The sequence below is a fragment of the Mycolicibacterium psychrotolerans genome (genome assembly GCF_010729305.1).
Taxonomy (GTDB): domain Bacteria; phylum Actinomycetota; class Actinomycetes; order Mycobacteriales; family Mycobacteriaceae; genus Mycobacterium; species Mycobacterium psychrotolerans.
In genome coordinates this window covers 2,574,665-2,597,680 of the sequence record NZ_AP022574.1, presented here as the reverse complement: position 1 = coordinate 2,597,680, position 23,016 = coordinate 2,574,665, and the positions used below count along the sequence as shown (strand labels likewise).

General features: G+C 68.4%; 22 protein-coding genes. 6 read left to right on the top strand and 16 right to left on the bottom strand.

Annotated elements, in window-relative coordinates; all coding sequences use genetic code 11:
• Genes G6N45_RS12865 through G6N45_RS12835 form a run of 7 tightly spaced genes read right to left on the bottom strand, consistent with a single transcriptional unit; the run spans nucleotide 1 to nucleotide 8,327 of the window.
• Nucleotides 1-999, bottom strand: coding sequence for a cyclase family protein (locus G6N45_RS12865; RefSeq protein ID WP_163722674.1), 999 nt, complete (start codon nucleotides 997-999; stop codon nucleotides 1-3).
• On the bottom strand, nucleotides 999-1,838 hold the full coding sequence (locus G6N45_RS12860) for a coniferyl-alcohol dehydrogenase (RefSeq protein ID WP_163722673.1): 840 nt from the start codon (nucleotides 1,836-1,838) through the stop codon (nucleotides 999-1,001). Before G6N45_RS12860 ends, G6N45_RS12865 begins: the two co-directional genes overlap by 1 nt.
• On the bottom strand, nucleotides 1,835-3,160 hold the full coding sequence (locus G6N45_RS12855; RefSeq protein WP_163722672.1) for an LLM class flavin-dependent oxidoreductase: 1,326 nt from the start codon (nucleotides 3,158-3,160) through the stop codon (nucleotides 1,835-1,837). Before G6N45_RS12855 ends, G6N45_RS12860 begins: the two co-directional genes overlap by 4 nt.
• Complete coding sequence (locus G6N45_RS12850; protein WP_163722671.1) at nucleotides 3,157-4,914, bottom strand: FAD-binding protein; 1,758 nt, start codon at nucleotides 4,912-4,914, stop codon at nucleotides 3,157-3,159. Before G6N45_RS12850 ends, G6N45_RS12855 begins: the two co-directional genes overlap by 4 nt.
• Nucleotides 4,911-5,828 carry a 3-carboxyethylcatechol 2,3-dioxygenase gene (locus G6N45_RS12845; protein ID WP_246228977.1) on the bottom strand — a complete coding sequence of 306 codons (918 nt, stop codon included), beginning with the start codon at nucleotides 5,826-5,828 and terminating at the stop codon, nucleotides 4,911-4,913. The genes G6N45_RS12850 and G6N45_RS12845 overlap by 4 nt, the downstream gene beginning before the upstream one ends.
• Nucleotides 5,776-7,464, bottom strand: coding sequence for a bifunctional 3-(3-hydroxy-phenyl)propionate/3-hydroxycinnamic acid hydroxylase (locus G6N45_RS12840; RefSeq protein ID WP_163722669.1), 1,689 nt, complete (start codon nucleotides 7,462-7,464; stop codon nucleotides 5,776-5,778). Before G6N45_RS12840 ends, G6N45_RS12845 begins: the two co-directional genes overlap by 53 nt.
• Complete coding sequence (locus tag G6N45_RS12835) at nucleotides 7,461-8,327, bottom strand: alpha/beta fold hydrolase (protein ID WP_163722668.1); 867 nt, start codon at nucleotides 8,325-8,327, stop codon at nucleotides 7,461-7,463. The genes G6N45_RS12840 and G6N45_RS12835 overlap by 4 nt, the downstream gene beginning before the upstream one ends.
• Nucleotides 8,328-8,484: 157 nt before the next feature.
• Between G6N45_RS12835 and G6N45_RS12830 the strand changes: the two genes are divergently transcribed.
• From G6N45_RS12830 to G6N45_RS12820, 3 genes are read left to right on the top strand one after another with little or no spacing between them, the layout of a single operon-like run.
• Nucleotides 8,485-9,219, top strand: a complete 735-nt coding sequence (locus G6N45_RS12830; RefSeq protein ID WP_163722667.1) for an IclR family transcriptional regulator — start codon at nucleotides 8,485-8,487, stop codon at nucleotides 9,217-9,219.
• Nucleotides 9,220-9,241: 22 nt separating this feature from the next.
• Nucleotides 9,242-10,855: an FAD-dependent oxidoreductase gene (locus tag G6N45_RS12825; RefSeq protein WP_163722666.1), complete on the top strand. Its 1,614-nt coding sequence runs from the start codon at nucleotides 9,242-9,244 to the stop codon at nucleotides 10,853-10,855.
• 39 nt (nucleotides 10,856-10,894) lie between these two features.
• On the top strand, nucleotides 10,895-11,476 hold the full coding sequence (locus G6N45_RS12820) for a TetR/AcrR family transcriptional regulator (RefSeq protein ID WP_163722665.1): 582 nt from the start codon (nucleotides 10,895-10,897) through the stop codon (nucleotides 11,474-11,476).
• Nucleotide 11,477: 1 nt separating this feature from the next.
• Here G6N45_RS12820 and G6N45_RS12815 read toward each other — a convergent pair whose 3' ends face one another.
• Nucleotides 11,478-12,350, bottom strand: coding sequence for an ArgK/MeaB family GTPase (locus G6N45_RS12815; RefSeq protein ID WP_163722664.1), 873 nt, complete (start codon nucleotides 12,348-12,350; stop codon nucleotides 11,478-11,480).
• Nucleotides 12,351-12,452: 102 nt separating this feature from the next.
• On the opposite strand from G6N45_RS12815, the gene G6N45_RS12810 reads away from it, so the two are divergent.
• Nucleotides 12,453-13,217 carry an SDR family NAD(P)-dependent oxidoreductase gene (locus tag G6N45_RS12810; protein ID WP_163722663.1) on the top strand — a complete coding sequence of 255 codons (765 nt, stop codon included), beginning with the start codon at nucleotides 12,453-12,455 and terminating at the stop codon, nucleotides 13,215-13,217.
• 183 nt (nucleotides 13,218-13,400) lie between these two features.
• Complete coding sequence (locus G6N45_RS12805) at nucleotides 13,401-14,372, top strand: enoyl-CoA hydratase/isomerase family protein (RefSeq protein ID WP_163722662.1); 972 nt, start codon at nucleotides 13,401-13,403, stop codon at nucleotides 14,370-14,372.
• Here G6N45_RS12805 and G6N45_RS12800 read toward each other — a convergent pair.
• Genes G6N45_RS12800 through G6N45_RS12785 form a run of 4 tightly spaced genes read right to left on the bottom strand, consistent with a single transcriptional unit; the run spans nucleotide 14,369 to nucleotide 18,435 of the window.
• On the bottom strand, nucleotides 14,369-15,133 hold the full coding sequence (locus G6N45_RS12800) for an enoyl-CoA hydratase/isomerase family protein (RefSeq protein ID WP_163722661.1): 765 nt from the start codon (nucleotides 15,131-15,133) through the stop codon (nucleotides 14,369-14,371). The genes G6N45_RS12805 and G6N45_RS12800 overlap by 4 nt on opposite strands.
• Nucleotides 15,134-16,222 carry an acyl-CoA dehydrogenase family protein gene (locus G6N45_RS12795; RefSeq protein WP_163722660.1) on the bottom strand — a complete coding sequence of 363 codons (1,089 nt, stop codon included), beginning with the start codon at nucleotides 16,220-16,222 and terminating at the stop codon, nucleotides 15,134-15,136. It abuts the gene before it with no gap.
• Nucleotides 16,209-17,024, bottom strand: a complete 816-nt coding sequence (locus G6N45_RS12790; protein WP_163722659.1) for an acyl-CoA dehydrogenase family protein — start codon at nucleotides 17,022-17,024, stop codon at nucleotides 16,209-16,211. Before G6N45_RS12790 ends, G6N45_RS12795 begins: the two co-directional genes overlap by 14 nt.
• Nucleotides 17,002-18,435, bottom strand: coding sequence for a class I adenylate-forming enzyme family protein (locus G6N45_RS12785; protein ID WP_163722658.1), 1,434 nt, complete (start codon nucleotides 18,433-18,435; stop codon nucleotides 17,002-17,004). Before G6N45_RS12785 ends, G6N45_RS12790 begins: the two co-directional genes overlap by 23 nt.
• Nucleotides 18,436-18,583: 148 nt before the next feature.
• On the opposite strand from G6N45_RS12785, the gene G6N45_RS12780 reads away from it, so the two are divergent.
• A complete protein-coding gene (locus G6N45_RS12780) occupies nucleotides 18,584-18,850 on the top strand; it encodes a 2Fe-2S iron-sulfur cluster-binding protein (RefSeq protein WP_235570299.1) in 267 nt (88 codons plus the stop codon).
• Here the strand turns inward: G6N45_RS12780 and G6N45_RS12775 are convergent.
• The 4 genes from G6N45_RS12775 to G6N45_RS12760 all read right to left on the bottom strand — a co-directional run bounded on the left by G6N45_RS12775 (nucleotide 18,838) and on the right by G6N45_RS12760 (nucleotide 22,913).
• The gene (locus G6N45_RS12775) at nucleotides 18,838-19,893 is read right to left on the bottom strand and encodes a CaiB/BaiF CoA transferase family protein (protein WP_163722657.1); all 1,056 of its coding nucleotides are present in this window, start codon (nucleotides 19,891-19,893) and stop codon (nucleotides 18,838-18,840) included. The genes G6N45_RS12780 and G6N45_RS12775 overlap by 13 nt on opposite strands.
• Nucleotides 19,890-20,846 (bottom strand): LLM class F420-dependent oxidoreductase, encoded by a 957-nt coding sequence (locus G6N45_RS12770; RefSeq protein ID WP_163722656.1) that lies wholly within the window; start codon nucleotides 20,844-20,846, stop codon nucleotides 19,890-19,892. Before G6N45_RS12770 ends, G6N45_RS12775 begins: the two co-directional genes overlap by 4 nt.
• A gap of 88 nt (nucleotides 20,847-20,934) precedes the next feature.
• Nucleotides 20,935-21,336 carry a cobalamin B12-binding domain-containing protein gene (locus G6N45_RS12765; protein WP_057147804.1) on the bottom strand — a complete coding sequence of 134 codons (402 nt, stop codon included), beginning with the start codon at nucleotides 21,334-21,336 and terminating at the stop codon, nucleotides 20,935-20,937.
• Nucleotides 21,336-22,913 (bottom strand): methylmalonyl-CoA mutase family protein, encoded by a 1,578-nt coding sequence (locus tag G6N45_RS12760; RefSeq protein ID WP_163722655.1) that lies wholly within the window; start codon nucleotides 22,911-22,913, stop codon nucleotides 21,336-21,338. Before G6N45_RS12760 ends, G6N45_RS12765 begins: the two co-directional genes overlap by 1 nt.
• Between the last annotated feature and the right edge of the window lie 103 nt (nucleotides 22,914-23,016).

Here is a 23,016-nt window from a genome sequence, read left to right as displayed (position 1 = left end):
TCACTTGATCGCTATCGGGCTGACGGGCGCGCCGACCGCACCGACAACCTTCAACGGCGGTGCGACGAGCTGGAATTCGTAGACGCCGTCGGCGGCACAGTCGGCAGCGAGCGGACCGAGATCCCAGTACTCCCCGAGCATCAGGCCCATGTCCCGCAGACACAGCATGTGCATCGGCAGAAAGGTGCCCTCGACGCCGTTGGCCGGGTCGGGATCTTCGACCATGAGGTTGTCGGCGGCGACCGCGGCGGCCTCGTGGTCGTGCAGCCAGCGGGCGCAGGTCCAGTGCAGACCCGAGCCGGCTTCGCCGCCGTCCCCGGTGGACAGGAACCGGGTCCACCACCCGGTGTGGACGACGATGATGTCGCCCGAACGGATCTCGACGTTCTGGGCCGCGGCGATCTCGGCGAGCTCGGCGGGCGTGATCGGATCGCCCGGCGCGCAGAACACGTCGGCACCGCGGTGGGCGACCACGTCGAGCAGCACCCCGCGCGACGTGATGCCCTTGCCGTCGACCTTCTCGATGCCGAGGTGGAAGGCGCCGAAACTGGTGACCGAGTCGGCCGGGAAGCCGTTGTAGAGCTTGTCCTCGTAGTAGACGTGCGACAGCGCGTCCCACTGCGTCGCGGCCTGCAGCGGCATCACGATGAGGTCGTCGTTGAACCGGAACGGGTTGTCGGCGAAGAACGCGCTCATGTCGGCGGCGACCGCGTTGCGCAGCCACTGCGGGCCGTACTCGACGAGCGTGGACGCATCGCCGCCGTCGACGGTCATCACGTGCACGGGGTTCTGCCGGAACTTGAAGGCGCCCTGGGGACCTCCCGCGCTGAAGTCACCGCCGAGGGAGATCACCTTGCCCTGTCGGACCAACCTCGCTGCCTCGGTGACTTTTTCGGCGGTGATGAAATTCAGGGTTCCGAGTTCGTCGTCGTCACCCCAGCGGCCCCAGTTGCGCAGCTCCTCGGCGGCCTCGCGGAACAGCCTCATGTCGTCGGCCATCATCGACTCCCCTGCGCCGCAGCGCCGTCGTGCATCGCAGCCGCGCACCGCTGGGCGAGGATCCCGCCGTCGGCCCACACCACCTGCCCGGTGACGTAACTGGCCGCCCGGCTGCCCAGGAACACCAGCACGGCGGCCTGTTCCGCGGGTTCGGACACCCGGCCCAGCGGGGTGGTGAAGGAGTCCAGGTAGTCCTGACCGTACGCCGAGCGCAACTGGTCGAGGATCGGTGTCTCGGTGACTCCGGGCGCAGTGCAGTTGATCCTGATGCCCCGACCGCCCAGCTCAGCGACGCGGCGCATGCCGTAGAGGATGATCGCCTCCTTGGAGAGCCGGTAGCCGCCGTCGGCCAGTGCGTGCGGGTTCTGCCTGCACCAGGTGAGCCCCTCGGCCACCGAGGAGGTGTCGAGCAGACCCCTTGTGACCGAGGCGTTCTCGCGGTACGCGGACGCCGCCAGCGAGGACACGTTGGTGATCGAGGCGCCCGCAGGCATCCGGTCGGTCAGCGCCTCGGTGAACTGCCGTGTGCCCAGGAAGTTGATCCGCACCACCAGCTGCGCGTCGCCGATGCCCGAGGACACACCGGCCACGTTGAACAACGCGTCGATCTCACCGTCGACGGTGGCCGCGGCGGCGGTCACCGAGTCGGGGTCGGCGAGATCGACGCTGACGAACTCCGCGAGCGACCCGGTGTCGCCCGGTGCGCGCAGGTCGAGCCCCGTGACGCGCGCGCCGAGGCGGCTGAGGTGTTCTGCCACATGGGCACCGATACCGGAGGCGCATCCGGTGACGACGGCGTGTCTGCCGTCGTAGCGCACCAGCTCGTCGAGGGCACTCACCCTCTGCTCGCAGGTTCCTTCGCTGCCTTGGCGTCCTTCTCGGCCTGCGCGGCCTTGACCCGGCCCTCGTTGATCTCGGCCATCGCCTCGGGAATCTCGCCTGCGGTGAACTTCCCCCCGCGGCCGGTGGGCAGACCGCCGAAGGCGTACGTCTCGTCGAACATCGGTGCGTCGGAGGGCTGCCGGCGCGCCTCGACCTTCTCGATCACCGGCGCCAACCGCGTGGCCTTGTCCTTGACCGCCTTCTCGTCGCGCTCGATGAACTCGGGCAGGATCTCGCGGCCCATGATCTCGATGGATTCCATGGTGCCCTCATGGCTGCGCGGGTTGAGCAACAGGATGATCTCGTCAACGCCGCTGCGCTCGTAACCGCGCAGGAACTCACGCACCGTGTCGGGCGAGCCGATCGCGCCTCGGCCGGGACCGTAGGCCAGCGTCGGATCCTCCTTCACGGCCTGCTCGTAGAGTTCCCAGACGCCGGTGCGGCCGGGCGTGTGCATGCCGGTCAGGTAGTAGTGCATGATCCCGAACGAGAAGAAGCCGCCGCCGATGCCGAGGCGCTCGAGCGCCTGCTCGTCGGTCTTGGCCACCATCATCGACAGGTCGCCGCCGATGGCGAGCAGGTTGGGGTTGATCGCCGGTGTGACGGGCGTGCCCTGTTCCTCGAATTCCCGGTAGTAGCCGTCGACCCTCTCCTTGAGCGCTTCCGGTCCCGTGTAGGCGAAACTCAGTGCGCCGATGGCCTTCTGCGCGGCCATCTGCACCGACGACGGGCGGGTACAGGCCACCCACACCGGTGGGTGCGGGTCCTGCAGCGGCTTGGGGATCACGTTGCGGGCCGGCATCTCGACGTGCTCGCCCTTGAAGCCGGTGAACGGCGCCTCGGTCATACAGCGGATGGAGACCTCCAGAGCCTCTTCCCACATGGTGCGCTTGTCGGCCGGGTCGATGTCGAAGCCCCCGAGTTCGGCCACCGACGAGCCCTCGCCGGTGCCGAACTCCACCCGCCCGTTGGACAGGTGGTCCAGCGTGGCGACCCGCTCGGCGATGCGGGCCGGGTGGTTGATCGGCGGCGGGAGGTGCATGACGCCGAAGCCGAGGCGGATGTTCTCGGTCCGCTGGCTCGCGGCCGCCAGGAACATCTCCGGGGCCGTGGAATGGCAGTATTCCTCGAGGAAGTGGTGCTCGGTGAGCCAGACAGTCGAGAACCCTGCCTTGTCGGCGAGTTCCACCTCGTCGAGCCCGTGCTGGAACAGCTGGTGTTCGTCGTCGTCGGACCACGGTCGGGGCAGCGGGAATTCGTAGAACAGGGAAATCTTCACTTCTGGTTACCTCCTTGAAGTTCGGGTGACTGGGACGGAAGCGAGGCGCCGGCGATGTGGCGGGCCGCGACGAAGCCGAAGGTCATGGCCGGTCCGATCGTGGCGCCGGCGCCGGCATAGCTGCGGCCCATCACCGCCGCCGAGGCGTTCCCGACGGCGTAGAGACCGTCGATCACGGTGTCGTCGGCGCGCAGCACCCGCGCGTGCTCGTCGGTGCGCAGGCCACCCGAGGTACCGAGGTCGCCCAGAATGATCTGGAACGCGTAGTAGGGCGGATCGCCGAGCGGATACAGATTCGGGTTGGGCAGCGTGGGATCGCCGTAGTAGTTGTCGTAGGCGCTGTCCCCGCGGTTGAAGTCGTCGTCGTGCCCATTGCGGGCCAACGCGTTGAAGCGGTCCGCGGTGGCGCGCAACCGGTCTTCGGGAACGCCGATCGCGCGGGCCAGTTCCTCGAAGGTGCGGCCCTCCTTCACCACGCCGGACTCCAACCACGCGGCGGGCACCTTCCGGCCGGTCGGCACCGGCGCGAACGGCACCTTCGGGATCGGCAGATGCCCGGCGACGACGTAGCGGTGGAACGACCGGACGTCGGTGACGAGCCAGCACGGGATGTGGGCGACGCCGCAGCGCTGGCCCTCGATCATCGCGTGCGCGAAGTCCATGTAGGGCGCGGCCTCGTTGATGAACCGCTCACCGGCGCCGTTGACGACGAACTGCGACGGCATCATCCGTTCGTTGAGCATGAACTGCAGCCGGCCGTCGGGCCAGCAGATCGCCGGGAACCACCACGCCTCGTCGAGAAGCTCCGTCGAAGCGCCGACCTTCTCCCCGGCGCGGATGCCGTCCCCCATCGCCGCGGGATTGCCGAAGCTCCAGTCATGCTCGAGTTCCGGCAGATACTCACGCCGCCAGGCCATGTCGTGATCGAAGCCGCCGCTGGCGAGGATGACGCCGCGGCGGGCGCGGATGCGGACCGCATGCCCGTCCTTCTCCACGACCGCCCCGACCACCGCGCCGTCCACGTCGGTGATCAACTCGGTCATCGGCGCGTCGAGCCACAGCGGGATGTCGTGCTGCTTCATCGCCAGCCGCAGCCGCGCGGCCAGCGACTGCCCGATGGCGGCCATCCGATCGCCGAACACCCGCGCCCGGAACATCCGCCAGATCAGCTTGAGCAGAACGGCCTTGCCGCGCCAGGACTGCCGGACCTGGTAGAACAGCCGCAGGTCCTTGGGTCCGAACCAGATGCCCTTGGGCGCCAACGCCAGCGGGGCCAGCAGATTCTGCTCCTCGTCACCGAGGACACGCAGGTCGATCGCATCCACGTTGATGGTGCTGCCCAGCGCGGAGCCGCCCCGCACCTCCGGGTAGTAGTCGGCGTACCCCGGCTTCCACACGAACTCCAGCCACGGGCTTCGGTTCTCGAGGAACTCCATCATCGCCGGTGCGGCGTCGACATAGGTGCGCAGCCGCGCGTCGCTGACCAGACCGCCGGTGATCCCCTTGAGATAGAGGAAGACCTCGTCGGAATCGGGCACGTGCCCCGCACGCCGCTGCGACGGCGCGCCGGGCACCCAGATGCCGCCGCCCGACAGCGCGGTGGAGCCGCCGAACCGCGGCGACTTCTCCACGACCAACGTGTCCAGACCGGCGGCGTCTGCGGTCAGGGCGGCCGTCATGCCACCACCGCCCGACCCCACGATCAGCACGTCGGTGCTGTGGTCGAACGCCTGGTCGGCCGCCTGCGAGCTCACGCGGTCACCGCCGTGCGGATCGCGAAGCCCGCGATCAATTCCGGCGCGGCACGGTAGAACCGGTGCCCGGTCGCATACGGGCCCTGGGTCGCCAGCGCCGCGAAGGCAGCCACCCACGTTCTGACCTCGTGCGCCGAATTGCCCGCCTGCGCGGCGATCCAGGCGTTGTCCCAGCCGTCGACGTCGCCGAGCCGGTTAGTGTCAAGCAGATCGAGAAAAGCCTTGTCCCAGGCCGGATTCAGCGGGGCCAGCGAACCCTGCCCGGCGGCGAACTCACGCGCCGCCTCCATCACCGCGGTCTGGCGGGCCTGCCGCTGTTCGGAGGTCATCGGCATGCCGTGCACGATGCGGTCGAGCGCTGCCGGCGGTGCGGTGGCCAGCGTGGGTACGGGCGGATCGTGCGACAGTCCTCCCGAGCCGATGATCAGCACCCGCTTGCCGAGCGTGGCGAGATAGCCGCCGACGGCCTCACCCAGCGCCCGCACCCGCCGCATCGGGCCGAGCGGAGTGGCGACCGAATTGACGAACACCGGGATGACCGGTTTGGCGGTCGCGTCGCCGAGGAGTTTCTGCAGCGGCTGCACGGTGCCGTGGTCGACCTGCATCGCCGCCGACAGTGCCACGTCGACGTCGGCACGCAGAACTGCTGCAGCACATTCGCTTGCGATGTCGGCGGGCACGTCGAGCGGGCCCTGATAGGTGCCGTAGTCACCGACGCCCTCGGCGGCGGTGCCGATGCAGAACGGCGGCATCACCCGGTAGAAGAACCCGTTGTAGTGATCGGGCGAGAACGTCACGACGAGATCGGGGTCGAAGGCGGCGACGAAGTCCCGTGCCGCATCGATCGCCGACCCGATGTCGTCAAGCAGATCCTGTGACGGTCCCGGAAGGTTCAGCAACGGGCTGTGCGACATGGCGCAAACCGCGAGTGTCGACATGAGAACCGGATCCTCCTTCCGTTATCAGGTGGAGCGCGGCGAACAAGGACTGCGACACCTCCGGTGCGTGCTGTGCGATGCAGGCGGCGCCGATACAGCGGTCGGGACGCAGGAACAGCACCGAGTCGGAAGAGGCGTCGAACCACGACTTGAGCGCGCCCGAGCGGTCGCCGACGACGGTCACCGCCTCGTCGTCATGCCCCGTCCAGTGCAGCTGCGTCATCGGCCGCACCTCGATGAAGTTCGCGCCCAACGTCTTCCACCGCGTGAAGGCGGTGTCACCGAGCACGGCGCGCAGGTTGTTGCTCCAGCACAGCACCGCGAAGCCGGGCCCGAGCACATCGTCGAGAAGCAGGTTCCGGCCGTGGCGGGTGTCGACCCGCGGCTGGATGAACAGCGTTCCCGTCGGCGAATTCACGGACGGCGGCGCAGCGTGGTGCACGGCTCCCTCGGTGTAGCGCGGCATCGGTTTGAACCGCATCTCGAGCACGTAGCGCTTGAGCGTGGGGACCACCGAGGCGGCGTGGATCACCCGGTCACGCAGTGCGGCCACCCGGGAATTGGTGGGCGAGATGACCCGGCCGACCATGGTGGACAGGTCGATCATCGCCCGGGCGTGTTTACGGCGCTCGACGTCGTAGGTGTCCAGCAGCGCGTCGTCGGCCTGTCCGGTCACCACCGCGGCGAGCTTCCAGCCGAGGTTGGCGGCGTCGCGGATGCCGCTGTTGTAGCCCTGCCCCTGCCACACCGGCATCAGATGGGCGGCGTCGCCCGCGAGCATAAGCCGGCCCTTGCGGAACGTCGAGGCGATGCGCGAATGGTGGGTGTAGACCCGGTGGCGGATCATGTCGACGCGCTCCGGATACGGAATCCGTTCGGCGAGCATCTGTGTGACGAAAGCCGGGTCGTCGGCCTGCTCGTCGGTTTCGTGCGGGTGGATGAGGAACTCGAAACGGCGGATGCCGTGGGCGATGGCGATGGAGACATACGGTCTGCGCGGATCGGCACCGACCTCACTGTTCGGATGGCCCAGCGGATCGTTGGCGACGTCGACGACCAGCCACCGGGTCGACGAGGTGGTGCCGTCGAACGAGACACCCATCAGCCGCCGGGTCGCGCTGCGACCGCCGTCGCACCCCACGACATAGCGGGCACGTACCGGGGGGCCGTCGGCGAACTCGACCGTCACACCGTCGTCATGTTCCCGGCATGTCTGCATCCTGCGGCCGAACTGCACCTCGACGTGGTCGAACCGGTCGAGGCCGGCGAACAGTTCGGCGTCGACCATCGGCTGGACGAAGCCGTTGCGCTTCGGCCACCCGAAACGCGCGTCCGGAGGCGCCATCTCGGCGAGCAGACGGCGTTTCCCGTCGAAGAACCGCAGAATCTGATTGGGCACCGTGTGCGGCAGAACGCGGTCGACCAGGCCGATGGACTGGAAGGTGCGCAGCGCTTCGTCGTCCAGGCCGACGCCCCGCGGATAGTCGATGAGCGTGTCACGCTCCTCGGCGACGAGCGTGCGGACCCCGTGCAGACCCAGGATGTTGGCCAGCGTCAGGCCGGACGGCCCTGCCCCGACGATGACGACGTCCACGTCGTGGCCGCCGGTCATGTCCGCCCCAACAGGAAGTCGAGGTGCAGCCGGTCGAACGTCTTGGGATCCTCGTACTGCGGCCAGTGTCCGCACCCCGCCATCACCTCGAACCGGGCACCCGGGATCATCGACGCGATCCGCCGTCCCTCCTCGACGTCGGCGGTCGGGTCGTCGCTCGTCCACAGCACCAGTGTCGGCGCGCTGATCGCACCGTAATCGTTCGGGCTCAGCAGATTCCGGGCACGGATCTGCGGATCCTGCAGCGCCATGATGTCGCGCATGGCGTCGACGAACCCGGGCTGGCGGTAGACCCGTTGCCGGCTGGCCACGATGTCGTCGTAGTCCTTCGACTTGTCGGCCATCAGCCACTTGATGCGGGCCTGCACCGTCTCCCACGTCGGGTTCTCGGCTGCGGCCATCGACAGCGTGATGATGCGCTTCATCACCTCCGGGTCGGCCTGTGAACCTCCCGCCGTGTTGAGCACGAGCCGGTCCACTCGATCCGGATGATCCACCGCGCACCGGGACGCCACCCACCCACCGAGCGACTCACCGCTGATATGCGCCCGCTGCGCGCCGATCGCGTCGAGGAAGGCCATCAGATGCCCTACATAGTGGGCGATTTCGAGTGGATGGCCCGGCTTGTCGGTGTACCCGTGCCCGAGCATGTCGATCGACCAGGTGGAGAAGTGCTCGGCGTGCGCCTCGAGGTTGCGCACGTACGCCTCGGCATGCCCGCCCGATCCGTGCAGCAGCACCAAGGCCGGAGCGGCCGGGTCACCGGCGTGAAGATACCGCGTGCGCACGCCGCCGGCGCGCAGATACCCCTGCGAGAACGGGACGGCCTGCAGGTCGCTCCACACGCTCTCGAACTCCGCCACCCAGCGCTCCTTCCTGACGATCGCGACATCGCGAACACTCCGACGGCGAGAATCGTATTCTCGTATTACGTAAGCACTTTGCTCATTTATCGCACATCCGAGTGCACTATAGTCAGAGCATCACTCTCGTCACCGTGTCTGTCAAGGAAGGCCGCCCATGACCCGAGCGTCCGCCGTCCCCGGCCATCACCTCAGCTCGGATGGAGACGCCGCCGCGGGCGGCGGTGCGCCGGGATCGCAGACCCTGGCGCGTGGCCTGAGTGCACTGCAGCTGGTCGCCAGTTCCCCCACCGGCATGACCGTGGCGCAGGTCGCCGACGACATCGGCGTGCATCGCACCATCGCCTACCGGCTGCTCAGCACCCTGGCGTCGTTCCGGTTCGTGGCCAAGGGCGAGGACGGCCGCTACCGCTCCGCCGCGGCTCTGGCGGTGCTCGGCGCGTCGTTCGACAACAACATCCGCACGCTGGCCGTACCCACACTGCGCAGCCTGGCCGACGAGCTCGGGACCACGGTCTCCCTGCTGGTGGCCGAAGGCGATCAACAGGTCGCGGTGGCCGTCATCGTCCCGACGAACGTCTACTACCAGCTGTCCTTTCACGAGGGCAGTCGCTACCCCCTGGACCGGGGGGCCGCGGGGATCGCGTTGCTGGCCGGCATGCCTCCCCGCCCCGGCGAGCGTGAACTGGTCGGCGAAGCGCGCCAACGAGGCTGGGTGATCACCCACGGCGAGATCGAGCCGAACACCTACGGGCTCGCCGTACCCGTGCGCCGCAGACCGCCGTCGCCACCCACCTGCATCAACCTGATCTCGCATCGCGAGGACGTCGTCCACGACGGCCGCGAATCAGTCATCAAGGCAGCCAACGAGTTATCGGCGATCCTCAGCTGAGGATGCCCGGAAGGAGACAGCGGTGACCGACTGGGACCACGACGTCGACGTCGTCGTACTGGGCAGTGGCGGTGCCGGCCTGACCGCCGCGCTGACCGCGGCGGTCAACGGCGCATCGGTGGAGGTCTACGAAAAGGCCGCCACCGTCGGCGGAACGACCGCGGTGTCGGGCGGCATCGTGTGGATACCTGCGCACGACCGGGCGGCCGACGGCGAGCTCTTAGCCGACGACGCGATGGCCTACCTGCGCGCACAGTCGCTGGGCGTGATGAACGACGAGCTGGTCGAGACCTTCGTCCGCACGGGTGCGTCGATGCTCGACTTCGTGGAGGCGCACAGCGATCTCGTGTTCGAGGTGGCCGAGGGCTTTCCCGACTACAAGCCCGAGCTTCCCGGCGGCCGTCCCGCCGGAGGCCGGTCATTGAACACGAAGCCCTTCGACCTCGCGACGCTCGGCGAGTGGCGCGACCGGATCACCTCCTTCCCTGCCGACTTCAGCAACGTCGGCATCGACGCCGAGACCCGGGCGCGCATCCACGCCTCGGTGGACAGCGAGTCGGGCGACTACTGCGTCGCAGGCACTTCCCTGATCGCCGGATTGCTGAAGGGACTTCTGGACGTCGGCGTAACGCCGCACACCGAGTCCCGCGCGGTCGAGCTCATCGCCGACGCCCTCGGTGTCACAGGGGTGCGAATCACGCAGGGCGACAGGGACTTCCGAGTACGTGCACGTCGCGGCGTGGTATTGGGTACCGGCGGGTTCGAATGGGACGGCACCCTCGTCGAGTCCTATCTGCGCGGACCCATGCGCGGTGCCGTCTCGCCGCCCAACAACACCGGCGACGGCCTGCGCATGGCGATGGCGCACGGTGCCGATCTGGCGAACATGGGTGAGGCCTGGTGGGTGCCCATCGTGCAGATCCCCGGCGACACGTTCGAAGGGCATCCGCGCAGCCGCAGCGTACGCCTGGAACGCACCCGCCCCCGGAGCATCATCGTCAACCGGGCCGGCAAGCGTTTCCTCAACGAGGCCGGCGAGTACAACTCGATGGCCGGGCCGTTCCACTTCCTCGACCCCAAGCTCGGCTACGCCAACGATCCGGCCTGGATCGTGTTCGACTCGCTGCATCTCAAGCACTACGGATTCCTCGGCGTCGACCCTGACGGGCCGGTCCCCGAGTGGTTCTGCCAGTCCGCGGACCTCGATGAACTCGGCGCGAAGACCGGCATCGACACGGCAGGCCTGGCACACACCGTCCACGCGTGGAACGCCAATGTCGCCGCCGAGCACGACCCCGAGTTCGGACGTGGCGACAGCGCGTACGACGGCTACTGGGGCGACACCTCGGCGCCGACGACGGCGGCGAAGACCTTGGGCCCCATCGACACCGCGCCGTATTTCGCGGTGCCGGTGTCGGTGGGCGCGATGGGCACCAAGGGCGGCCCGCGCACCGACCGCGACGGCCGGGTACTGCACGTCAACGGCACGGCGATCACCGGACTGTTCGCGGCGGGTAACGCGATGGCGGGTCCGACCGGGAAGGCCTATGGCGGGGCGGGCGGAACACTCGGGCCTGCCATGGTGTTCGGCTACCGTGCCGGCTACACCGCGGCCACCGGGCGCTCGGTGTCCTGACGGCGGTCACGACGGTAGCCGTTCGGCTACCCTCGGCGAATGACGTCGGCCGACAGCGGAACCAGGTTCAGTGCGATCCCGCGCACGGCCGCACAGACCCGGGTGCTCGACGCCGCCCTCGGCCTGATCACCGAGAACGGCGTGAGCGGAACCTCGTTGCAGATGATCGCCGACGCGATGGGCGTCACCAAGGCCGCGGTCTACCGGCAGTTCAGGACCAAGGACGAGATCGTCATCGCGTTGACCGAACGTGAACTCGGCACGCTGGAGGAGGCCTTGGAGGCGGCGGAGGCCGAACCGTCCGCGTCGCGTGCGCGGGAACTCCTGCTGACCCGTGTGATCGATGAGGCCGTCGCACGACGACGCGCCGTCGCGACACTGCAGTTCGACCCCGTCATCGTCCGGTTCCTGGCCGGCCACCCGCCCTTTCAGCAGTTCATCGGCAGGCTCTTCGCGGTCCTCATCGGCGAGTCCAGTCCACAGGCGCGTCTGCCCGCGGCGATGCTGTCCGGAGCCATCGCCGTCGGCGTCATGCACCCCCTGGTGGACGACATCGACGACGACACACTGCGCGGCCAATTACTCTTCTATACAAGAAAATTGGTGGACCTGCCGGAGTAGGTCAGCGACCGTCGCCGACCACCAACTGCGCGGCCGCCTCATACGGATCGCAGGAGCCGTCGGCGACGGCCGCCGCCAGCCGGTCGAGGTCCGCGTGGGCACGCAGCAGCGTCGCGGCCATCGACAGGATCTGGGACCGCGCGCGGGCCGCCCGCCGCGCGGGGCTGTCGGACCGGTGATGCGCGGCGATCGCCTCGACGAGTTCGCTCACGCCGTCACCCCGTGCGGCGACGAGTTTGAGGATCGGCGCGTGGGTTTCGGCGCGAAGATCGCGCACGGTCTGGTCGGCTCCCTCGCGATCGGCCTTGTTGACGACGACGATATCCGCCACCTCGAGCAGCCCGGCCTTGGCGGCCTGCACCGCGTCACCCGCGCCGGGGTTGAGGATCACCACCGTCGGGTCGGCCACCGCGGCGATCTCGATCTCGGACTGCCCCACCCCGACGGTCTCGACGATCACCAGGCCGTACCCGAGCGTCGACAGGACGGCGATCGCCGCAGGCACCGCCGCGGCCAGTCCGCCGAGGTGTCCCCGGGTCGCTACCGACCGGATCAGCACGTCGGGATCGTTGATGTGGGCGGCCATCCTGATCCGGTCACCGAGCAGCGCGCCGCCGCTGTAGGGCGACGAGGGGTCGACCGCCAGGACGGCGACTCGTTCCCCGCCCGCGCGGTAGGCCCCGACCAGGGCGCCCACCGTCGTGGACTTCCCCGCACCAGGCGGACCGGTGACCCCGATGATGCGCGCGGGCACCGGGACGCCGACCGCTGCCAGCACCTCCTGACGCTGTGGACCCTCTACCAGGGTCAGCAACCGGCCGGTGGCCCTCGGAGACCCGTCGCGGGCCGCCGAGATCAACTCGTCGATGGTCACGTCACGCACCTTACGCAGGCGTTCTGCTTTCGGTCAGCTGTCCGCTGCACTGTTGAGAATGATATTCTCTCGCATCGAGAGTCTCAGTTTCAAGGAGGACGCATGCAGATCAGCGGCAGTTCCGCACTGGTCATCGGCGGGGCGGGCGGCCTCGGGGAGGCAACGGTGCGCCGGCTACACGGCGCGGGTGCCAAAGTAGTGGTCGCCGACATGGCCGACGACAAGGGCACCGCCCTCGAATCCGAGCTCGGAGTGCGGTACGTGCGCACCGACGCCACCTCCGAGGAATCGGTCAATGCCGCCATCGCCAAGGCCGAAGCACTTGCGCCACTGCGTATCTCGGTCGACACTCACGGCGGTCCGGCCAGCGGCGGGCGACTTGTCGGCAAGGACGGGTCACCGCTGGACCTCGACGGGTTCAAGAAGACCATCGAGTTCTACCTGACCGCGGTGTTCAACGTGATGCGGCTCTCCGCGGCCGCGATCGCGAAGACAGAACCGCTCGACGAAGGCGGCAGGGGCGTCATCGTCAACACCGCATCGATCGCCGGCTACGAGGGACAGATCGGGCAGCTCCCCTACGCCGCCGCCAAGGGCGGGGTGCTCGGCATGACGCTGGTCGCCGCGCGCGACCTCTCGCCGCTGGGCATCCGCGTGGTGACCATCGCGCCCGGGACCATCAACACCCCGGCCTACGGCAAGGCCGCCGACCAACTCGAACAGTACTGGGGGCCGCAGGTGCCATTCCCGAAACGGATGGGCCGCGCAGGCGAATACGCGCAACTGGCGCAGAGCATCATCGAGAACGACTACCTCAACGGCGAGACCATCCGCCTCGACGGGGCGCTGCGCTTCCCGCCGCGATGAGAGCAGCTCCCCGCGGAATTGGGGGCACCTCACTCTCGCGGAATAGCATTCCCGGCTGCGAAATTCGCGAATCTGCGACCAGGAATGCTATTCCGCGGGAATTTAAGCGAAGAGTCGAAAACGTCCGGGCGGACGCCAACGCTGCGAGACTGGCCTCGAGCTCGACGGAATCAAGGAGGCGCAGTGCCGGACCACGACTACGAAGAGATGAAGAAGGACGCCGAGCAGTACATCCGCTTCGAGAAGGACACCGCGAACCGGATCGCGACGATCACCTTCGACCGCCCCGAGGCGCAGAACTCGACCACGCTGGGCATGCGGCAGCTCTACGCCGACCTGATCCACAAGTGCAATGTGGACGACGACGTCAAGGTGGTCGTCATCCGCGGTGAGGGTGAGGACTTCGGCAGCGGCGGCGATCTGCCCGAACAGCGGGACATGCTGGAGAACCCCGGCATGCCGCTGCTGCACGAGGTCGCGATCAACGACGACGACGTCAGATATCCGCCCGCCGGCTCGTACCGCTACCTGTCGACCGTGACCGACTTCTACGCCAAGGCACCAGCCGGCAACCGGCCGCTGCAGGAACTGCGCAAGATCAGCATCGTCGAGGCCAAGGGGTATTGCTACGGCTGGCACTTCTACCAGGCCGGTGACGCGGACCTGGTGGTCTCCTCCGACGACGCGCTGTTCGGCCACCCGGCATTCCGGTACGTGGGCTGGGGCCCGCGGCTGTGGTGGTGGGCCGAGACCATGGGGCTGCGCAAGTTCTCCGAGATGCTGTTCACCGGACGGCCTTTCACGGCCAAGGAGATGGACGACTGCGGCTTCCTCAACAGCGTCGTGCCCCGCGATGCGCTGGAAGCCGAGACCCACAAGTACGCGCTGGCCTGCTCGAGGTCGCGCCCCACCGACACCGTCGCGGTGCAGAAGACCTTCCTGGAGCTCTACAAGCAGCACAAGGGCGAGTACTTCGGCAGCCTGCTCACCGGCATGGTCGAGGGCATGCTCCCGCTCATCCAGAACGATCAGCAGGGCGACGTCGACCTCACCGAGGGCACCTTCGAGAAAGGGCTCAACAACGTGGTCAAAGACAACGATCTGAACTTCCCGCCGGAGTGGCGGCTCAGCCGTTCGGGGCGCAGCAAGCCCTAATCCTTGGCGATCAGGCCGTCGACGATCGTGTTGAACTCAGGCGTGCCGAACGACACGTACTCGGCGAGGTTGGCGTAGTCGAGCGACGCCATCACCGAGCGCTCCAGCTGGATGTTCATCAGCCGCTTGGTGGCCTCGACCGCCTGCTGGGGCAGCTCCATGACCTTCTTCGCGCACGTGATCGCCTCGGAGACAGGGTCGGCGACAACGTGATTCGCCAACCCCAGCTCGAGCGCGCGCGGGGCCTTGATCCGCACGCCCGTCAACGCGAACTCCTTGGCCTGCAACAGGCTGATCTGCGACCCCCACACCAGCGGCCCGCCGTCGGCGGCGACCAGACCGATCTGCACGTGCGGATCGGAGAAATGCGCGGTCTCGGCCATGTAGACGATGTCGGACAGCGCGGCCAGACTGCAGCCCAGACCGACGGCCGGACCGTTGACCGCGGCGATCACCGGCACCCGGCAGCGCACCATGCCGATCACCAGATCGCGGCCGTGCTTGATCGTCTTGCGCCGCAACGCTTCATCGCGGCGCAGCTCGTCGAGATAGTGGAAGTCGCCGCCGGCCGAGAACGCCCGGCCGGCACCGGTGATGACCGCGGCCCGAACCTCGGCGTCTTCGTTGAGCGCCTCCCAGATCCGGGCCAGGCCGACGTGCAGCGCGTCGTTGACCGCATTGAGCTCGTCGGGCCGGTTGAGCGTGATGATGCGCAGCCCACCTTCGGCGCGGACGTCGATCTCTTCTGGCATGTCGTACATCTAGGCCCCCAGTCCGAGGATGCGTTGCGCGATGATGTTCTTCTGGATCTGCGACGTGCCGCCCATCACGCTCTGGGCGCGGCTGTACATGTAGGCGCCGAACAGCTCCTCGTCGCCGGTGCCGACGGTGTGCAGCGCGGCGTGGCCGACGGACTGCTCCACCCAGGTCATCAGCAGCTTGTCCAGCGACCCCGCAGGACCGTGGGTCAGGCCGTCGAGCTGCTCGGAGAGCCGTCTGCGCACGTGCAGTCGCAGCATCTCGGTCTGGACCCACGCCCACAGCAGCTCGGCGTTCGGCGAGCCGTCGACCCGGGAAGCCATCTGGCGCACCGTCTTTCCGTACCGTGCGGAGAACCCCAGGGTCGAGGGCTCCCGCTCATGGCTGACCACCGTCATGGCCAGCTTCCATCCCTCGCCGGGCGCGCCGACCATGTTCTCGGCGGGCACCCGGGCGCCGTCGAAGCTCACCTGACCGAACTCTCGGGTCACGCCGCTGATCATCTTCAACGGACGTTGCTCGATGCCGGACTGGTGCATGTTCACGATGAACGCCGAGATGCCCTTGTGTTTGGGCACGGTCTTGTCGGTGCGCGCGAGCAGCAGGCACCAGTCGGCGACGTCGGAGTAGCTCGTCCAGATCTTGTGTCCGTGGATCACGTAACCGGAGTCGTCCCGAACGGCCGTGGTCGTCAGCGAGGCGAGATCGGATCCCGCACCCGGTTCGGAGAAACCCTGGCACCACCGTTCGGTGCCGTTGATCATGCCGGGCAGGAAGCGTCGCCGAAGATCCTCGCTGCCATGGTGACTCAGGCCGACGACGAGGTAGCCCAGACTCGGCCGGGCCGGCGCACCGGCCTTGGCGATCTCCTCGTCGACGATCACGTCGTAGACCGGCGGCAGGTCATGACCGCCGTACGCCTTCGGCCACGACGTGCCGAAGAAGCCCGCATCGAACAGTGCCTGGTGCCACTCCCCTGCCCTGGCCCAGTACGCGTCGCCCGACGTCGGGAACCTGCCCTCCTGCTCGATCAGCCAGGACCGCAGGCGCTGCCGGAACGCGGCTTCGTCGGCGGAATCACGAAAGTCCAATGGTCAGCTCCTCCAGCTTGGCGGGCCACACCTCGGTGGCGGCCAGGACCCGGCGCAGATAGACATGGGCCAGGCATTCCCAGGTGTTGCCGATCCCGCCGTGCACCTGAATCGACGTCTCGCACACAGTCATCGCGGCCCGCGCGCAGTAGATCTTGGCGATCCGCGCGGCGTCGATCGCTTCGGCCACCGGGAGTTCGTCGACGGCCCAGGCGGCGTGGCGCACGACGCTGATCGACCCTTCGATCAGCGCCAGACCTTCGGCGAGCAGATGCGCCACCGCCTGATAGGAACCGATCGCCGAGCCGTACTGCTCCCGCACCTTGGCGTACTCGGTCGCCAGCGCGTGCGTGCCCCGGGCCGCACCGAGGATGTCCGCGGCGCTCGTCGCGAGCGCGAGGGCATACCAGCGGCCCGACTCCTCCTCGGACAGCTCGCTCAGTTCCGGCGGTGACTCGACGACGCCGACCAGGCTGCCGGTCAGATCCACCGACTGCGGCGGCGCATCGCTCATCGCGACCGTCCGCCCCAGCCTGCGCTGAAGGTCGTCGGTGAGCACCGGCCCCAGGAACGGCACGTCGACCAGCCGCCTGCCGAACTCCTCGGCCACGATCGCGACCTCCACGGCGGACGCACCGTCGGAGCGCAGCGCGCGAAAGCCGGTCGCGTCCAGTGCCTTCTCCAGCCGTGCGAGGCGCACCTCGTCCTCGAGGCCGGCCACCGACCCGGGTCCCAGCTCGGCCGCCAACTCGGCGGCCGCATCGCGCAGCTGCTCCTGTTCACTGGTCAGACGGACGTCCACAGCTTCCTCCGCTCTTCGCACACGCGCCCATCTCCCGCTCCCGTAGCACTCGGCGCAACACCTTGCCCGACGGCAGGCGCGGGATCTCGTCGACGATCAGCACCCGGCTGGGCCGCTTGTAGGACGCCAGCCGATCGGCGACGACCGCGATCAACGCGTCGGGATCCACGGTCCTGCTCACCGTCACGGCGGCGACGATCGCCTCCCCGTCAGGGGCCGGAACACCGAACACAGCGCAATCCTCGACGGCGGCATGGCCGTGCAGCACCGCTTCGATCTCGGCGGGCGCGACCTGGAAGCCGCGCACCTTGATCATCTCGCGGGCGCGGTCGGTGATGCGCAGATGACCGTCGGCGTCGAGGTTGCCGATGTCGCCGGTGCGATACCACCCTTCCGAAAACGCCTCTGCTGTTGAGCTTTCCGGGAGATAGCCCGCCATCGCGGCCTCCGAGCGCACCTGGATCTCCCCGTCGGCGCCGGCGCCGAGCGGCGTCCCGGTCTCGGGGTCGACGACCCGAACGTGCACGCCGTCGACCGCACGGCCCACGGTGTCCAGGCGAGCCGCGGGCAGATCGTTGCAGGTGATGACGGGCAGTTCGCTGGCTCCGTAGGCGGTGACCCAGGCGACCCCGGTGCGCTCGGTGACGGCCTGGGCCACGCTGGTGGTGACCGGCGTGGCGCACCACATGAGGTACCGCAGTGACGACAGGTCATGGGCTTCCAGACCGGGGTGCGCGGCCAGCGCCAGCGCGATGGGGGCGACCGCCATGTCGATGGTGATGCGGTCGGCATCGATGTGGCGCAGCATCGTGTCGATGTCGAAGCGCGGATGCAGCCGGATCCACGCCCCGCTGTCCAGCGCTGTCACGATGTTGAGGAGGCCGAGGATGTGGGACGGGGGCGTCATCACCTGCAGACGGTCCGCCGGGGTGAGCCGCAGCGCGCCGCGCCAGTGCCGGACCGCGGCGGCCAGCGAGGCATGCGTGTGCCGAACGGCTTTGGGCATCCCGGTCGTGCCCGAGCTGAACACCAGGACCGCGTCCGCCCCGGGGTCGGTTGCCTCCGGTGGGCACGACGCCGAGCGGAGCGGCTCATCCAGATGAAGCATCGGCATCGCCTCGGCGAGCACCGGCTGGTCGCCCACGGCGTACGCCGGCCGGGTCAGCGAAAGCGCGTGGCCGACCTCCGCCTGCTTCCACGCGGGACTGAGCAGCACCGCCGCCGACCCCAGGCGCCGGATCGCCCGCAGCGCGACAACGAATTCCGGCCGGTTCGACGACATCACGGCGACCCGCGACGACGGACCCACTCCACGCCCGCGGAGTTCGGCGGCCATCGCCGCGGCCAGGGCGTCGAGGTCGGCGAGCCTGTACTGCCGTTCCCCGAAGGCGAGCGCCATCGGCTCACTCACGTCGCGCACGCCCTCCTCGTGGATGGTGCTGAGAGGAACACCGGTTGTCGAGGAGAATAGTATTCTCCTATTATCAGAATGACAATGTCGGACGGGCGAAGGAGCAGGACGTCGAGTGGACGCCGAAACAGGCCGGACCGGAGGCACCGTGACCATCCAGCTGGACGGAAGCACCGCATCCGTGCCCACCAGGCCCGGTGAGACATTGCTCGACAGCGCCCGCCGCGCCGGCATGGGGCCGCCCTTCTCCTGCGAGGCGGGCAACTGCGGTACGTGCATGGCGCTGCTGAAGACCGGCCGGGCCACGATGCGGGTCAACGACGCGCTGACCGAGGACGAGGTCGAGGAGGGATACGTGCTGACCTGCCAGGCGGTTCCCGACACCCTCGACGTGACGGTCACCTACGACGAGTGAGTGGTCTGAGCGTGTTCGTCGAGGCGGGGCGGCGGACGGTACTCGGGATGGTGGTTCGCGATCCGGATGGGGGTGCCCACCAACCGGAAATCGCCCGCGGTGACCAAAGCCTCGGGGGTCGCGGCCAACGCCTCGGGCAGCGACCGCACCGCTGACACCGGGATGCCCAGCGGCCGTAGCCTGGCCTCCCAATGCACGGCGGTGTCCGTCGCGAGCACGGCGCCGACCACCTCGAGGACCTCTTCGCGCCGAGACGCACGCTCGGCCATGGTCGGAAAGCCCGTGATGCCTGCCTCGGCGGCGAAGGCCGCCCAGAACGCGTCGTGGGTGATGAACAGCGCGAGATACCCGTCGGCGGTCGGAAAAAGCTGCGCCGGAACGTAATACGAGTGTGCACCGTACGGGTGCCGGTGCGGCGCGACGCCGTCGTTGAGGTGCGCGGCGGCGCGGTAGTTCAGCTGCGAGAGCATGACGTCGCGCAGCGACACGTCGACCTGTCCCCCGCGGCCGGACACGATTTGCGCCAGCAGACCGAGTGCCGCGGTGAGTCCTGTCGAATTGTCGGCCGACGAATACCCGGGCAGCGTCGGCGGCCCCTCCGGATCACCGGTCATCGCCGCCACCCCCGTCGACGCCTGGATCACGTAGTCGAACGCCGGGTCATCCCCGCCGTCGAGCCCGTAGCCCGTCAGCGCCACGCACACGATGCCCTCGTTGTACTGTCGCAGCGACTCATAGGTCAGGCCCAGCCGCCGGATCGCCGACGGCTTCATGTTGACCAGCAGCGCATGGGAATCCGCGACCAGCTCGCCGAGCCGCTGCCTGCCCTCGATGGACCGCAGATCCAGGCAGACACTCTGCTTGTTGCGGTTCAGGCTCGCGAAGTAGCTGTCGCTGACCTGGCGTGAGATCTCACCGCCCGGCGGCTCGATCTTGATCACCTCGGCGCCGAGATCGGCGAGCATCATCGTGGCGTACGGACCCGCCAGCATGACACCGACCTCCAGGACGCGGATGCCGGCCAGCGGGCCTCCACTACTCACTGCACGGCCTTGGCGAGCTCTGCGATCACGTCGCGGGTGCGGTACTTCGACGCCACCAGTTCGTCCCGGGTGTCGCCGATGGGCAGCAGTCGCACCGACAGATCGGTGACGCCGGCGTCGGCGAACATGCGGAATCGTCGCAGGATCTGCTCCATGTCGCCGGCAGCGCAGAGGTCGCCGACGGTGCGCGCGTCGCCGCGGTCCAGCAGCCGCTGATAGTTCGGCGACGTCTCGGCCTCGGCCAGGATGCGGTTCGCGCGCTCCTTGGCCGCGTCGATCTCGCTGTTGGCGCACAGACACACCGGGATTCCGGCCACGATGCGCGGTGCGGGCCGCCCGGCGTCGGCGGCGGCCTTGGTGATCTTCGGTGCGATGTGCTCGCCGATCGCCTTCTCGTCGGCCATCCACAGCACGGTGCCGTCGGCCCGCTCACCGGCGATCTGCAGCATGACCGGTCCGAGCGCGGCCACCAGCACCGGAAGCGGGGTGTCGGCGGCCAGCGCCGTCGGGTTGTGCACGGTGAACGACGCGTTCTCGACGTCGACGTCGCCGGGACCGGCGAGTGCGGCGTCGAGCACCTCGAGATAGTCGCGGGTATAGGCCGCGGGCTTGTCGTAGGGCAGGCCCAGCATGTCGCGCACGATCCAGTGGTGCGACGGGCCCACTCCGAGCGCGAGCCGTCCGGAAGCCATCGCATGCACCGAAAGCGCTTGGCGGGCAAGCGCGACGGGATGCTGGGCCTGCAGCGGCACGACAGCGGTGCCGAGTTCGATCCGCGTCGTGTGGGCGGCCATCAGCGCGACCATGGTCAGGCAGTCGAAGTCGTTGGGCACCTGGGGCATCCATGCGGTGTCCAGGCCCGCGGACTCCGCCCATTGGATGTCGGACACCAGCTTCGCGACCTTGCGCGCCATGTCCCCGCGCTCAGCCCCGATCATCACGCCGAGTCTCATCTGCACGTCCCTTCCGTCGCCGAATGTGCGTCCTGGGCGACGGAACGGTCCCGGAATCGCCCTGAGCGCACACTCGCCGTCCGCTCGTTCACTGCTCGGCGGTTTCCTTGGTCAGTTCACGCACGTCGCGCACCAGATCCTCGAGCGGGGTCCCCGTCGGGAAGACCGCGGCCGCTCCCGCGTCGAGCAGTTTCTGCACGTCGCCCTGCGGGATGGTGCCGCCGACGACGACGGCGATGTCGCCCGCGTCGGCCGCCCGCAGGGCGTCGACGGTGCGTTGGGTCAAAGCGACGTGGGCACCGGAGAGAATGGAAAGACCCACCAGCGCAACGTCTTCCTGCAGTGCGATCGACACGATGTCCTCGATCCGCTGGCGGATGCCGGTGTAGATCACCTCGAAACCCGCGTCGCGCAACGTGCGCGCGACGATCTTCGCGCCGCGATCGTGGCCGTCCAGACCGGGCTTGGCGACGAGCACCCGGGTGGTCATCAGAACACCACCGGCTGGACGAACTCGCCCCACACCGACTTCAGCGTCGACACGATCTCGCCGACCGTGCAGTAGGCGTTGGCGCAGTCGATCAGCGTGTGCATGAGATTGTCCGTGCCTTCCGCCGATTTCGCGAGCGCCGCCAGGGCGTGCCGGACCCCGACGGCATCGCGATCGGCCTTGACCTTCACGAGCCGCTTGAGCTGCAGATCCCTTCCCTCGGCGTCGAGTTCGTAGGTCGCGATCTCAGGCGGCGGCTCGTCGGTCACGAACCTGTTCACGCCGACGACGGGACGGACGCCCGATTCGACCTCCTGGTGGATCGTGTAGGCCTCGTCGGCGATCAAACCCTGCAGATAGCCGTCCTCGATGCAGCGCACCATGCCGCCGTGCGCCTCGAGATCGCGCATGATCTCGACGATCTTCTCCTCGGTGGCATCGGTGAGCGCCTCCACGAAATACGAACCGCCCAGCGGATCGGCGACTTTGGTGACACCGGTTTCGTACGCCAGGATCTGCTGGGTCCGCAGCGCGAGCGTCGCGGATTCCTCACTGGGCAGCGCGAACGGCTCGTCCCACGCCGCGGTGAACATCGACTGCACACCGCCGAGCACCGCGGCCATCGCCTCGTAGGCGACGCGGACCAGATTGTTCTGCGCCTGGGGCGCGTACAGCGACGCACCACCGGCCACGCAGCCGAAGCGGAACATCGACGCCTTGTCGGTGGTGGCACCGTAGCGCTCCCGCACCAGCGTCGCCCAGCGCCGCCGGCCCGCCCGGTACTTCGCGATCTCCTCGAAGAAGTCGCCGTGGGTGTAGAAGAAGAACGAGATCTGCGGCGCGAACTTGTCGATCGTCATCCGGCCGCGCTCGACCACGGTGTCGCAGTAGGTGACGCCGTCGGCCAGCGTGAACGCCATCTCCTGGACGGCGTTGGCGCCCGCGTCGCGGAAGTGCGCGCCGGCCACCGAGATCGCGTTGAATCTCGGTACCTCGTCGGCGCAGAATTCGATCGTGTCGGCGATCAACCGCAGCGACGGTTCGGGCGGCCAGATCCAGGTGCCGCGGGACGCGTACTCCTTGAGGATGTCGTTCTGGATGGTGCCGGTGAGCTTCTCACGCGGCACGCCCTTCTTCTCGGCCGCGGCCACGTAGAACGCCAGCAGGATCGCTGCGGTGCCGTTGATCGTGAAGCTGGTGCTGATGGCGTCCAGCGGGATGTCCTCGAACAGGATCTCGGCGTCGGCGAGCGTGTCCACGGCCACGCCGACCCGGCCGACTTCCTCGCCGTACTCGGGGTCGTCGGAGTCGTAGCCGCACTGGGTGGGCAGGTCGAGCGCCACGGACAGTCCGGTGCCTCCCTGGTCGAGCAGGTACCGGTACCGCCGGTTGGACTCCTCGGCCGTGCCGAAGCCGGAGTACTGCCGGAATGTCCACGTCTTGCCGCGATAGCCCGACGCGAAGTTGCCGCGGGTGAACGGATACGTGCCCGGCGGCGGCGGATCGCCGGCCCGGTCGGCCGGTCCGTACACGGGCTCCAGCGGCAGCCCGGAGGGTGTCTGTACTGGGTCGCTCATCAGTGGATAACGTACTTGCAAAAAATGAGAATGCCAATACCGTCTGAGGCAAAGATGCACGCAGCGGTGGGTGTCGACGGCCCGATTACGCATCCGAAGCCCC